This is a genomic window from Dyadobacter endophyticus, from assembly GCF_014641595.1.
Classification (GTDB): Bacteria; Bacteroidota; Bacteroidia; order Cytophagales; family Spirosomataceae; genus Dyadobacter; species Dyadobacter endophyticus.
Map to the genome: position 1 here is coordinate 419,267 of NZ_BMIA01000004.1, position 13,576 is coordinate 432,842.

Here is a 13,576-nt window from a genome sequence, read left to right on the forward strand (position 1 = left end):
TGTATGTATAAAAAACAAATCGGCTGGCTCCTGCTGGCTGTTACCTTCGCCGCGCAGACCGTTTTCGCGCAAAAGAAACCCAATGTGATCGTGATCCTGGCAGACGACCTCGGCTATGCCGACCTGGGTTGTTACGGCAGCGAAATCCCGACGCCGAATCTTGACAAACTGGCTCAAAACGGGGTGCGCCTTACCAATTTTTACAATACGGCACGTTGTTGCCCCACGCGCGCGGCCCTGCTCACGGGCGTGTACAGCCACCAGGCGGGTATCGGGCATATGATGGACGATAAAGGTGCCGACCATCCGGCCTATCGTGGTCAATTGAACCATAACAGCGTGACCATCGCCGAAGTGATGAAAAGCGCGGGCTATTTTACGGCTATGACAGGTAAATGGCACGTGGGGCACCAGCATGGCGTGTACCCGTCCAACCGCGGCTTCGAGCGCTCGCTGCACGCGCCTGCGGGAGGTTTTTATTATGGAAATGGCAATAATGCGAAGCTGTTTTTGAATGGAGAGGAGATTGCGAACGACTCCGACAAGCTCCCGAAGGACTGGTACTCCACCGACCTTTGGACGGATTACGGGCTGCGGTTCATCGATGAGGCCGCGGCTGAGAAAAAGCCGTTTTTGCTTTACCTCGCACACAATGCACCGCATTTCCCCTTGCAGGCACCCGAAGAGGATATTGCCAAATTCCGCGGCAAATATTTGAAAGGCTGGGAAAAGCTGCGCCAGGAGCGGTATGAAAAGCAGGTCAAACTCGGGTTGGTGGACCCATCGTGGAAACTGCCCCCCATTAATCCGAATGTGAAGAAGTGGGACAGCCTGAGCGATGCCGAGAAAAAACGCTACGACGATATGATGGCGATTTACGCGGCGGTGATCTACCGGCTCGATAAAAGCATTGGTGACCTGGTAGCCGGCCTGAAAAAACGTGGTGTTTTTGAAAATACCGTCATTCTTTTCGTGTCGGACAACGGCGGTAATGCCGAGCCGGGCATCGAAGGCCGCTATGAAGGCGATCGGCCGGGCACGGCGAAGTCGACCGTTTTCCTGGGCCAGGGCTGGGCGGAAGCGGCTTGTACGCCATTTTGGGGTTACAAGCATCATACCCACGAAGGGGGGATCTCTTCACCGGGCATTATCTCTTGGCCGGCGGGTATTCCAGCGGCGCGCAACGGCAAGTTCGAACGGCAACCGGCGCATATTATCGACATTATGGCTACGGTGGCGGATTTGGGTAATGCCAAATATCCGACGACCTATGCCGGCAATACCATTCAGCCGCTGGAAGGGGCCAGTTTGAAGCCTGCATTCACAGGCAAGCCTATAAACCGCAAAAACCCGATCTTCTGGGAACACGAAGGCAACCGCGCTGTTCGAGACGGCAAATGGAAACTGGTCGCGGAAAAGACGGAGAAATGGCAATTGTACGACGTAGAAAAAGACCGCACGGAGCTGAACGACCAGTTCGAAAAGCAGCCTGAAATCGCGAAAAAGCTCGTGGCCAAATATGAAGCATGGTACAAACGCGTAGGCGCCGAAGATTATGACAAGACCTTCAAATGGTTTTATGATTACGATAAAGCCAAACAGCAATCCAAATGAAAAAACACCTGACCCTGCTTCTGACGCTCTTCGCGCTCGCACCGGCCCGCGCCCAAAAGCAAACGCCCAACATCGTACTGATCCTCGCCGACGATATGGGTAGGGAATGCATTGGCGCATACGGAAGCACCTACCAGACCCCGAATATCGATAAGCTCGCGAAAGAGGGTTTGAAGTTCAATTACGGCTTCTCGCAACCGCTTTGCACGCCGTCGCGCGTGCAGATTATGACGGGGAAGTATAATTACAAAAACTACTCCGAATTCGGTTTTCTGAACCAGGACCAGAAAACGTTTGCGCATCTGGCAAAAGAAGCGGGTTACACCACCGCCATTGCCGGTAAATGGCAGCTCGGGGCCAACCAGAAATTACCGAAGCATTTTGGTTTTGATCAGTATTGTCTATGGCAGCTTAGCAAGCCCCGCCGCGATGGGGAGATACTGAAAACGGATGCGGATGATTACGGGCCGGATATTTTTACCGACTATCTGCTCAACTTTATCGAAAAGAACAAGGATCGCAAGTTTCTGGCCTATTTTCCGATGGCGCTCGTCCACGATCCTTTTCTGCCTACTCCCGATAGTAAAAGCTGGAAGCCAGACGTGGAAGGTCGTTTCAAAAAGGACACGGCCAATTTCAGGGATATGGTTTCTTATCTGGATAAAAATGTAGGAAAGATCGTGCGGAAGCTGAAAGACCTCGGGCTGTATGAGAATACCATCATTATTTTTACCGGCGACAACGGCACCGGAAGGCCGATCGTGACGCAGCTGAAAGACGGCAGCAAGCTGCAAGGCGGTAAAGGACTGACGATCGATCGGGGGCATCATGTGCCGCTGATCGTGAACTGGGGCTCGGGTCGCTACAAAACCCACGAAACGAACGACCTCGTGGATTTCACGGACATTCTTCCGACGATCGCCCAAGCCGCGAATGTGAATGTGCCCACAGGCTGGAATACCGACGGTGCCAGCATTTTGCCGCAGATCAAAGGGGAAAAAGGCACACCCCGTAAATGGATTTTCTCCCATTACCAGCCTATTCATTCCGAAGGTGCCAACAAGCAATCGGCACGGTTTTTCAGGGACCACCATTACAAGCTTTACTCAGATGGCCGGTTTTATGATTTGCAAAAGGATATTGAAGAGAAAAGTCCGATTGCATTAGGTAAGGCAGGTGTAGAAGGAGAGAAGATCAGAAAGGTATTTCAGACCGAAATGGATAAGCTGCCGGCCTGGAAATTCGGCGATCCGGGTGTAGCGAAAGTGATATTGCCGGGGTTAGAGCCCGATCCGGCATTTGCGGATAAAGGGGAATAACGCATTTAAAATGGATACGATGATCAGAAGATTCAAAAGGACAGCATTGCTGCTGGCATTGGCGGCGTTACCAGCCCTGGATGCATTTGCCCAAGACATCAAATACAACGTCCTATTCGTCGCGGTCGATGACATGAACGATTGGATAGCGCCTTTTGGCGGGTATCCGGGTATCAAAACGCCGAATATCGACAAGCTGGCGAAGAAGGGGGTGATTTTTACGAGAGCATATTGCTCTGCACCCGCGTGTAATCCCTCGCGGGCAAGCTTGCTTACGGGCGTGAGGCCGTCGAGCTCGGGCGTTTACCATAACAACCAGCCCTGGCGCCCTGTGTTGAAGGATGCGGTGACCATCCCTCAGTATTTCACGGCCAATGGCTATGAAGTGAAGGGAGCGGGCAAGATTTTCCATAATGCATTCAACGACAAGGCTTCCTGGCCTTCCTATTTCGATGTGCCCAAATCGCCCGAGCCTCCCAAAGCCCCGGTAAATGGTTTCGCGCATTTCGATTGGAGCCCTGTGAATGTGCAGGATGAGGATATGGGTGATTATAAGGTAGTGAATGAAGGGATTGGTTTTTTAAAGGATAAACATGAAAAGCCATTCTTTCTGGCTGTGGGTTTCACGAGGCCGCATTTGCCCTGGTACGTCCCTCAAAAGTATTTTGACCAATATCCGCTCTCTTCCATTAAACTACCCAAAACCATTGCCAACGACTTGCAGGACGTGCCGGATGCCGGTGTGAAAATCGCCAAGCCGAAGGGCGATCATAAGTTTATCGTCGAGCATAAGCAATGGGAAAAAGCGGTACAAGGGTACCTGGCCAGCATTACGTTTGCCGACGGGCAGATCGGCCGCTTGCTCGATGCGTTGGAGAACAGCGAGTATGCCAAAAATACGGTAATTGTCTTCTTAGGCGACCATGGTTGGCACCTGGGCGAAAAGGAACATTGGCGGAAGTTTGCCTTGTGGGAAGAGGCTTCGCGGGTGCCGTTTATCGTCTATGCACCCGGTTTGTCCAAAGCCAGTGGTGTTTCGGAACGCACGGTGAACCTGATGGATATTTACCCGACCCTCACCGAATTGTGTAAATTACCTGCTAAAAAGGGTGTGGAGGGGAATAGTATTGTGGCCCTGCTGAAAAACCCGGCAGCTGCGTGGAACCATCCTTCGATTACCACGCATGGTTTCGGCAATCATGCGGTGCGGTCTGAGCAATACCGCTATATCCGCTACAATGACGGCTCAGAGGAGCTTTACGACCATGATGCCGATCCGCAGGAATGGAAAAACCTGGCTAATGACGTGAAATATGCGTCGGTGAAGGCGGAGCTGGCAAAGTCTTTGCCAAAAAACAATGCAAAGGATGCGCCCACCGTGAAAGAGGGTAAGGAGTAAATCAAACTATAATCTATGATGAAAAAATATGCATTATTGGCGCTGGCGGCGCTGTCACTCACCCCTTTTGCGGCGTCGGTTGCCGCCGACGGCGACGATAAGGCCAAACCGAAGTACAATGTCCTGTTTATCGCGGTCGACGACCTGAACAACGACCTCGGTACTTACGGCAATACATTCGTCAAATCCCCGAATATCGACCGGCTTGCCAAACGCGGCGTCCGGTTCGATAAGGCTTACACACAATTTCCGCTTTGCAGCCCGAGCCGTTCGTCGTTGCTCACCGGCCAGCGGCCCGATGTGACGAAGATTTACGAGTTGCAGACTCATTTTCGCAAAAACCTGCCAGATATAGTCACGCTGCCGCAGCTTTTCAAAAACAACGACTATTACAGTGCGCGGGTTGGAAAGATCTACCATTACGGCGTACCGGGCCAGATCGGTACCGACGGACTCGACGACCCGGATTCGTGGAACCAGCGTGTGAATCCCAAGGGCCGGGACAAGGCTGAGGAGGCGTTGATCAAAAACCTCACGCCCGACCGCGGTCTCGGCAGCGCGCTGGCATGGCGGGCCACCGAAGGCACCGACGAGGAGCAGACCGACGGGCTAATCGCCAGTGAGGCAATCAAAATTATGACCGAGAAAAAGAATGAGCCGTTTTTCCTTGCCGTCGGCTTTTTCAGGCCGCATACGCCTTACGTGGCACCCCAGAAATACTTTGATATGTACCCGGTAGACAAGGTGCCACTTCCCAAAGAGATCCCCAATGACCTCGACGACGTTCCCGAGGCTGCATTGTTTACCAAACCGCCGCACTGGGGGCTCGATGAAGTGAAACGTCGTGAGGCATTGCGGGCCTATTATGCAACTATCACTTTCATGGATGCGCAGGTGGGGAAACTTATTGATGCCGTTGACAAACTGAAACTCGCCGAAAAAACCATTATCGTGCTTTGGAGCGATCATGGTTATAACGTTGGTCAGCACGGGCAGTGGATGAAACAAAGCCTTTTCGAAAACTCCGCGCGCGTGCCGCTGATCATCTCCGTTCCGGGCGGTACGAAGGGAAAAGCATCCGGTCGGACGGTGGAGCTCGTCGATATTTACCCGACACTGGCCGAGCTATGCGGGCTCGATCCTAAGCAGAATTTGCAGGGCAAAAGCCTCACGCCGCTGCTCAAAAACCCGTCTGCCGTTTGGAATAAACCTGCCTATACACAGGTTCGGAGAGGCCAAATTTTCGGGCGCAGTGTACGTACGGAACGTTTCCGCTATACCGAATGGGATGCGGGCAAGGCTGGTGTGGAACTGTATGATCACCAAAAAGACCCGGGCGAATTTACCAATCTGGCGAAGGACAATAATTTCGTGATTACGGTCAACGAGCTGGCTGTGTTGTTGAAGAAGGGCTATCCCGAAGCGGAGCAAGCGGCAGCGAAATAGGGAAAAATATAGGGTCATGTCAAAGATTCGAAGGTTATTTGGCTTTGTACGATAATGCAAAAGACTATGATTATCGCCCTGCTGTTGTTTGCACAGGGGGCAATTGGGCAGCAGGCAAAAAGGCCCAATATCATTTTCCTTCTTACCGACGATCACCGCTGGGATGCGCTGGGTGCGATGGGAAACAATATTATCCAAACCCCGCACCTCGACGCGTTGGCGAAACGGGGAATTTTGTTCCGGAATGCGCATGTAACCACGGCCATATGCATGGTGAGCCGCGCAAGTTTGTTGAGTGGTCAATACATGTCGAGGCACGGGATCAACGATTTTAATGTGGATTTCAAACCCGCTGCCCTGGCCGACACCTATCCGGCATTGCTGAAAAAGGCGGGTTACAAGATTGGTTTCATAGGTAAATTCGGGATCGGGGTGAAGAATCAGCCGGATACGCTGTTTGATTACTGGGCTGCGAAAAAGGAAGGCCAGCCACCATATGAGCTGGTCAATCAAAGCGGTCATCTCATTCACCACACCGATAGTGTCGGCAAGGATATTACGCAATTTCTAGAACGTTTTGCGGGTAAGGAAGCCCCTTTCTGCCTCTCGGTAAGCTTCAAAGCACCGCATGAGCTCGACGGTAACCCGCCGCAATATCCCGTTCAGAGGCGTTTCAAACCCTCATACGAAAACGTAAAAATCCCCGACCCGCTCACTGCCGCGCCGCAGTATTGGGACAGCCTCCCGGCATTCTTTCGCACCGACCAGAACATCGGCCGCGACCGGTGGAAGCCATTGCTATCGACGCCCGAACTGCGCCGGCAAACCACCCGCGATTACTACCGCCTCATTACCGGCGTCGACGAAGTAGTGGGCAATATGGTAGCGCAGCTCAAAGACCTGAAAATCGATCAGAATACCCTCATTATCTTCATGGGTGATAATGGCTTTTCGCTTGGCGAGCATGGTTTGGAAGGTAAGTGGTTTGGTTTTGAAGAATCCATTCGTGTGCCGCTGATCATCTCCGGTGGCGCGTTGCCGAAAAGCCTGCAAGGCCGGTCCTCCAATCAACTTGCATTGAATATCGATATTGCGCCGACTATTCTTTCTGCCGCAGGCCTAGGAGCACCATCCGCTGTTCAGGGCTACAATCTCCTCGCCGTCGAGCAAAAGAAGTTGCCGGCCCGCAAGGATTTTTTCTATGAACATACCTACCTGGGAAGCCCCCGCTTGCCGAAAGTGGAAGGTGTTGTGACTGAGGATTTGAAATACATGCTTTACACAGAGCATGGGTATGAGGAGCTTTACGATAACGCCAAAGATCCGCATGAGACGGTGAACCTTGCGAAGCGTTCTTCGGAGAAAACGCACTTGGCAAAGCTTAGAAAGCGGTATGAAGAGTTGAAAAGAGAAGTGAAATAACGAGGGCGTTTGTTACCTGCGTTTCGAAAACAAGGGCGGAAATTTCAAAAAAACGCCCTCGTTATTTTGCATTCTTAAAATCTTTTATCAATCTTTGTCTATCGAATTTGTAGATTTATCGAGAACGAAGGGAGAGGTTAGGCTCTGTGATCTTCTGGCAACCTGTGACTCGTCAAGGTGCCCCAACCTAATTCTATTGATAAATCTGAAAATCCAACCACAGTAGTGAATCTGGTATTGCGTAGTAATCCAGGCTGTTGCAAGCCGTGGGATACGTGTGCACTACCGCTGGCAAACTTTGATCAACAACAAACAAAGGCACATGGAAATTTATCTGGATAATGCGGCCACGACCGCGCTGGACCCGGAAGTGATTGAGGCGATCCTGCCATTTTTGACCACACATTACGCCAATCCTTCTTCTGCGCACAGTGCGGGAAGAAGAGTGAAAGAAGCAGTAGATAATGCGCGCCGTACGGTAGCGCATCTGCTGGGAGCTTCTCCGGAAGAGATTTATTTCACCGCCGGCGCGACGGAGGGAATCAACCTCGCATTGTCCGGTGCGATCCAGGCTTACGATCTCAGCCACGTCATCTCCAGCCGCATCGAACACAAGGCGGTTTTACAAACGCTGAAACGCCACGAAAAAGAAGGCGATATCGAAACCAGTTTCGTGAAACTCGATGAGCGCGGCAACGTGGATCTGTACCATCTCGAAAACCTCCTTCGGGCGAACCCGCGCACGCTCATCGCACTTATGCACGGGAACAACGAGATCGGCAATGTGACGGATATTCAGGCGATCGGTTTGCTGGCCAGGCGGTATAATGCCGTGTTTTTTACCGACACAACGCAAACGATGGGCAAAGTGCAGTTCGATCTGGCGGAAACGGATATCGATTTTCTTGTAGGATCGGCCCATAAGTTCCACGGCCCGAAAGGTGTTGGATTTATTTACATTCATAAAAAACACCACCTGAAACCGCTGATTTACGGCGGCGGACAGGAGCGCGGCCAACGCGGAGGGACGGAGAATGTCGTCGGGATAGTCGGGCTGGCTAAGGCACTCGAAGTTTCTTATCGCAATTTGGACGCAAGCCGGAGCAAGGTCTGTAAACTGAAACAATACCTTATTTCGAAGCTGGCGATCAGCGGTATCGAGGGTATTTGTTATAATGGCGAGAGTAAATCCATCGAAAACAGCGTTCCTAACGTGCTGAACGTGTCATTTCCCTGTTTGAGCACAGGAAGCGTGGTGGCGAAACTGGATCAGATCGGAATCGCGGTTTCGGGAGGGAGCGCCTGCCAGGGCGGGGGCGCGTCGCATGTGATACAGGCGCTGGCGTGCGAGGCCGATAAAGAGAACGTCCGCTTCTCATTTTCCAAATTCAATACTTTCGAAGAGCTGGACCTTGTGGTCAATGCCATCACGCGGATTTACGAATCCGATCCGGCTTTGTCCGCGCATACAGGCTGGAAAAGGACCGCCAGCTGGGCATAATTTGTGCAAAACAGGCGCCCGGGTATGGTAATGTCTTTTGTTGTATTACATTTGTATATTAAATCTATAAAATAAGTAGAGTAAACTTTCAATTCACATCATGAAAAGAAATCTAGTGTTGATTTTCCTCCTGTTCAGTGTCGCCTGGCTGCAACCGGTGCAGGCACAAACGATCCAGGTTGCCGGTAAGGTGACTTCCACCAAGGGCGAAACGCTGCCCGGCGTGACTGTCCTCATCAAAGGCACTTCCAAAGGCACATCCACCAACGGCGACGGCAATTACGCCATCGAGGCCGACGCCGGTTCGATATTGAAATTTTCGTTTATCGGTTTGAAATCCATTGAGTTACCCGTCCCGCGCGACGGCAGGCTCGACGTGCAGCTCGAAAGCGACGAGACAATCTTGCAGGAGGTAGTGGTTACTGCGCTCGGCATTGCCAAAGAGAAGAAATCGCTCGGTTATGCGGTGCAGGAGTTGCAGACCAAGGACGTGGCCGAGGCGCGCGAGGGTAACCTGGTGAACGCATTGTCGGGCAAGATCGCCGGTGTGAACATCACCAATACCCAGGGCGGGATGGGCTCGTCGCGGATCGTGATCCGGGGCGAAACGTCCATTGCAGGTAATAACCAGCCGCTTTTTGTCGTGGACGGTATCCCGGTTGATAACTCGCAGCTGGGCGCAGGAGCCAACGGCTCGCGTGACTTTGCGAATGCGATCGCCGACATTAACCCGAACGACATCGAGTCGATTAGCGTTTTGAAAGGACCCAATGCGGCTGCATTGTACGGTTCACGCGCTTCCAACGGGGTGATTTTGATTAAAACCAAATCAGGGAAAGGTGCGCAACGCGGCCTCGGCGTGAATCTGAATTTTGGTTATTCTTCCGAAAAACTACTGGTATTGCCTGAATATCAGAACGTTTTTGGCCAGGGAACCGGCGGTGCATTTTCCTATGTCAACGGAAAAGGCGGCGGTATCAACGACGCGACCGACGAAAGCTGGGGGCCAAGAATGGACGGGCGGCTCATCCCGCAGTTCTTCTCGAATGGCGCGGCGGCCCCGTTTGTTGCACATCCCGACAATGTGAAGAATTTCTTTGAAACAGGCCACACGCGCACAACCGGCGTGTCGGTTGCCGGCTCGAACGACAAGCTGGATTACCGTTTTTCATTCAACAACAGCAAACAAACAGGGGTGATCCCGAATACGGATATTTCCAAAAATTCATTCGGGGTGAATACGACTTACCGGTTGAACGACAAGCTGACGCTCTCGACGAGTGCGAATTTTGCCCGGAGCGCCTCGGACAACCTGCCCGGTACTTCTGGCCGCGGAAGCAGCGTAATGCTCCAATTCCTGTGGTTTGGTCGCCAGGTGGATACCGAATTATTGAAGGATTACAACAAAGGCGGTTTTGATTACAACTGGAACCACAGCTATTACAGCAATCCTTACCTGCTGCAATATGAAAACACCGCCCAGCAGCGTCGCGACCGCTTTTTCGGCAATGTGAATTTGTCCTATAAAATCACCGACTGGCTCACTGCCAATGTGCGTACCGGTAATGACTATTATAACGACAAACGCAAGTTTAAGGTCGCTTACGGCACCAACGGGACACCATACGGCTCCTACACCGAGGATAGTTACGTCGTAAACGAGAACAATACCGATTTCAATTTCAACTTTCACAAAAGCGTAAGTCCGGATTTTGAACTCGACTGGCTCGTGGGCGGGAACATTCGCAGCAACTTTAACGAGCAGAACTACCAGCAAGCACCTCGCCTGGCAGTGGCCGATTTGTACACGCTGAATAACTCCCGCGACCCGCTTGTGTCTTATAATGTGCTACGCAAGCAAAAGGTTTACAGTGCATTCAGTTCGGCGCAAGTGGGTTTTCGCAACTACGCGTTCCTGAACCTGACTGCCCGTAACGACTGGTCGTCGACCTTGCCTACCGGTAATAATTCGTACTTCTACCCGTCGGTGAATGCGAGTTTGGTGTTGACTGACGCATTCAATATCAAGTCCAACGTGCTTACCTATGCCAAACTCCGCGGCGGCTGGGCCGAGGTGGGTAAGGACACGGATCCTTATCAACTGGTGAACACTTATCCATTCAACCAGCCCTTCGGCAGCGCGCCTTTGCTGACGGTTTCGGACGTGTTATTAAGCTCGAATCTGAAACCTGAAATTACCCAGTCGACAGAAATAGGGGCCGACGTGGCATTGTTCCGTAATCGGGTTCGGTTGGACGTAAGTTATTATAATACAGATAGCTATAACCAGATATTGCGTGCGGATGTAAGCCCTTCTACGGGTTATAAACAGAAACTTCTGAACGCAGGGCACATCAACAACCGGGGTGTCGAGGCCATGCTGAATGTGAAGCCTATCGAAACGGAATCGGGTTTCAGATGGGATATCGGGATTAATTTTTCGAGAAACCGCAGCAAAGTGGTGGAACTCGACGACGAGGGCTTCCTGAACGATTACAAACTGGGTACCAACGGCGTAACCGTTTATGCGAGCAAAGGGCTTGGCTATGGCGCTATTTTTGGCTCTGCATTTGCACGGAACGAGGCAGGCGAGCAGGTTATTGGTGCGAATGGATTACCTACGAAGAACCCGAGCTTGCAGGTACTGGGGCACTATACGCCGAAATGGATGGGGGGCATCAACAACTCATTTTCTTTCAAAGGGTTTAATTTGAGCGTACTCATCGATACCAAGCAAGGCGGCTCCATTTACTCGGCTACCAATGCTACCGGCCGCTACACGGGCGTACTGAAATCGACTTTGGCGGGCCGCGATGCCGATCATGGCGGATTGACCTACTATTACCCGGGCAACAACAAAGCCGGGGTGGCCGTGCAGGTAGCCAATGCCGCCGCCGCCCCGACAGGTGCGGTCGTGTACGACGATGGTATTATTGCCAAAGGCGTAGCGACAGATGGCAAGCCTAACACGGTGATCGTGCCGGCGGAGCGCTATTACAAAGGTGTTTACAGCAACAGCGCCGGTATCAACGAAGCGAGCGTGTTCGATGCATCGTTCATCAAATTGCGCGAGGTGAAATTGGGTTACACGGTTCCGCAGACATTCATTTCCAAATTCAAACTGCAAAGCCTCGTGTTCTCGCTGTACGGCCGTAACCTGGCGTTCCTGCAAAAGAAAGCGGACAATATCGATCCTGAAACGGCATTCAATACCGGCAATACCGGACAGGGACTCGAATCGTTGCAGCTGCCGACGACCGCTTCTTACGGATTCAATATTTCATTAGGCTTCTAAATTAACCCGAATTCATGCGTACCAATCATATTATTACCAAAGGATTTGTGATCGCTGCCGCCAGCCTGTTATTGACGGCTTGCCAGGATCAACTGGAAGAAACCAATACCAACCCGAACGAGGCGATCAAGGCACAGCCGGAATATTTGCTGGCGAACGCGATCAAATCGAATGCGGACCTGACGCTCGGCTCGGATGCGTCGATGGAAACAACCACGTTGTTCATACAGCATTGGGCCAAAATCCAATATACGGACCCCGATAAGTACACCGTGAGTATTGCCAATGTGCAGAACGTCTGGACGAACCTCTATTCGCAGGGGCTGACCGACTTCGCAACGATCATCAAACTCGGGGAGGAGAGTGGGAATACCAACTACCAGGCGGTAGGCCTGATCCTGAAATCGTGGTCATTTCAATTACTGACCGACTTGTACGGCGACATTCCTTACAGCCAGGCACTGAAACTGGAAGAGACACTGACGCCCAAGTATGATTCACAAAAGGATGTCTACCTCGGTCTTTTGAATGACCTCAAAAAGGCAACCGAACTGATCAATACCACCGGCGCACCGATTGGCGGCGACCTCGTTTACAATGGCAACCTCACCAAATGGAAGAAATTTGCCAATTCCCTGCGTCTGCGTATTGCCTTGCGCATTGCCGACAAGGAACCTGAAACCGCCAAAGCGGTCGTTACGGAACTGGCCAAAGACAAAACGGCGCTCATTGCGTCCAATGACGAGATCGCGCAGCTGATTTACCTCGCCTCGCCCAATCAGAATCCCGTTTCCCGCGACCGTGAAACCCGCGACGATTACCGCGTCAGCAAATCGATCATCGATAAGTTGCAGGAGCTGAAAGACCCGCGTCTTGCTGTTTTCGCGAACAAAACCGTGGATGCGACGCCTACCGGCTACATTGGTGTAACAAACGGCCTTCCTGCCGATTCGGCGGCGAAACTGGGTTTTACCAAAACCTCTAAACTGGGCGACTATTTCACGGCTGCTGCTTCGCCGGCGGTTTTTGTAAGCTACGCGGAGGTGTTGTTTAACCTCGCGGAAGCTGCACAGCGCGGTTTTATTTCCGAGAGTGCGCCTGATCTGTACAAAGCGGCAGTGACAGCTTCGTTGCAGCAGTTCAAAGTAGGTAATGCGGACATTACAGCCTATTTGGCCCAGCCATCGGTAGCTTACAATGCGGCAACCTTTAAAAAATCAATCGGGGAGCAGAAGTGGATTGCATTGTTCAGCCAGGGCCTGGAAGCATTCGCAGAATGGCGCCGGCTGGATTACCCGCAGCTGAAACCCGCCTATGCAGGTGTTCTGAACGGCAAATTGCCGCTGCGCCTCACATACCCCACCGGCGAGCAGGCATTGAATGCAGCCAATTACAAAGCAGCCGTAGCCGCCCAGGGTGAAGACCGCCTGACGACCAGGCTTTGGTTCGATGCATTCTAATTTTAACAAAATTTAATGTGCCCAGCTGGCACCAAATCGCCGGTTGGGGCGTAAAGGTAGTAGAGGCCGTCGTCGAATGGCGGCGGCCCCGATATTCTCAACAAACCCCATAAACATCAA

General features: G+C 52.0%; 8 protein-coding genes and 1 riboswitch. All 8 genes read left to right on the forward strand.

What is annotated here, in order from left to right; translation table 11 throughout:
* The first annotated feature begins 3 nt into the window (after positions 1-3).
* The 8 genes from IEY24_RS26250 (at position 4) to IEY24_RS26285 (ending at position 13,456) form a co-directional block, all read left to right on the forward strand.
* Positions 4-1,614, forward strand: a complete 1,611-nt coding sequence (locus tag IEY24_RS26250; protein ID WP_188938045.1) for an arylsulfatase — start codon at positions 4-6, stop codon at positions 1,612-1,614.
* The gene (locus IEY24_RS26255) at positions 1,611-2,933 is read left to right on the forward strand and encodes a sulfatase family protein (RefSeq protein WP_229223183.1); all 1,323 of its coding nucleotides are present in this window, start codon (positions 1,611-1,613) and stop codon (positions 2,931-2,933) included. The genes IEY24_RS26250 and IEY24_RS26255 overlap by 4 nt, the downstream gene beginning before the upstream one ends.
* Positions 2,934-2,952: 19 nt before the next feature.
* Positions 2,953-4,332 (forward strand): sulfatase, encoded by a 1,380-nt coding sequence (locus IEY24_RS26260; protein ID WP_188938048.1) that lies wholly within the window; start codon positions 2,953-2,955, stop codon positions 4,330-4,332.
* Between the two features lie 15 nt (positions 4,333-4,347).
* On the forward strand, positions 4,348-5,778 hold the full coding sequence (locus IEY24_RS26265) for a sulfatase (RefSeq protein ID WP_229223185.1): 1,431 nt from the start codon (positions 4,348-4,350) through the stop codon (positions 5,776-5,778).
* Positions 5,779-5,844: 66 nt separating this feature from the next.
* A complete protein-coding gene (locus tag IEY24_RS26270) occupies positions 5,845-7,200 on the forward strand; it encodes a sulfatase family protein (RefSeq protein ID WP_188938051.1) in 1,356 nt (451 codons plus the stop codon).
* 112 nt (positions 7,201-7,312) lie between these two features.
* Positions 7,313-7,406: riboswitch (SAM riboswitch) on the forward strand.
* 116 nt (positions 7,407-7,522) lie between these two features.
* Positions 7,523-8,701 carry a cysteine desulfurase family protein gene (locus tag IEY24_RS26275; RefSeq protein ID WP_188938053.1) on the forward strand — a complete coding sequence of 393 codons (1,179 nt, stop codon included), beginning with the start codon at positions 7,523-7,525 and terminating at the stop codon, positions 8,699-8,701.
* Positions 8,702-8,801: 100 nt separating this feature from the next.
* Entirely contained in the window at positions 8,802-11,996 is a 3,195-nt protein-coding gene (locus IEY24_RS26280; RefSeq protein ID WP_188938056.1) for a SusC/RagA family TonB-linked outer membrane protein, read from the forward strand.
* Positions 11,997-12,010: 14 nt separating this feature from the next.
* Complete coding sequence (locus IEY24_RS26285) at positions 12,011-13,456, forward strand: SusD/RagB family nutrient-binding outer membrane lipoprotein (protein ID WP_188938058.1); 1,446 nt, start codon at positions 12,011-12,013, stop codon at positions 13,454-13,456.
* Positions 13,457-13,576: the final 120 nt, after the last annotated feature.